The 435-nt window shown below is 55.2% G+C and carries 1 rRNA gene; it reads right to left on the bottom strand.

Annotated features, from left to right (window positions below):
- Nucleotides 1-435, bottom strand: a 16S ribosomal RNA gene (locus ACTHS4_RS11640); the annotation flags it as partial.

Genomic DNA, 435 nt, shown 5'->3' with positions numbered 1-435 from the left:
GTATAAGAGAAAGGACTACTCGGGTATCTAATCCTGTTTGCTACCCTGGCCTTCGTGCATCAGCGTCAGAAAATGCCCAGAGTCCTGCCTTCGCCTTTGGTATTCCTTTCGATATCTACGCATTTCACCGCTCCACCGACAGTTCCAATTGCCCCTTCCTTCCTCGAGCCGCAGTGGTATCGTAAGCAGTTCCCCAGTTAAGCTGGGGGATTTCACCCACGACCCGCTCGGCCGCCTACGCGCCCTTTAAGCCCAGTGATTCCGAATAACGTTTGGACGGTTCGTCTTACCGCGGCTGCTGGCACGAACTTAGCCCGTCCTTCCTCTGAGGCTATGTCAAACAGATGGGAGAACCCACCTGCATTTCATCCCCTCTGACAGTGGTTTACAACCCAAGGGCCTTCATCCCACACGCGGCGTCGCTCGGTCAGGCTT

Source organism: Neisseria sp. P0014.S009 (genome assembly GCF_051958155.1).
Lineage (GTDB): Bacteria > Pseudomonadota > Gammaproteobacteria > Burkholderiales > Neisseriaceae > Neisseria > Neisseria flavescens_C.
Note: the sequence above shows the minus strand (reverse complement) of the source record. Positions and strands in the feature narration are given on the sequence as shown.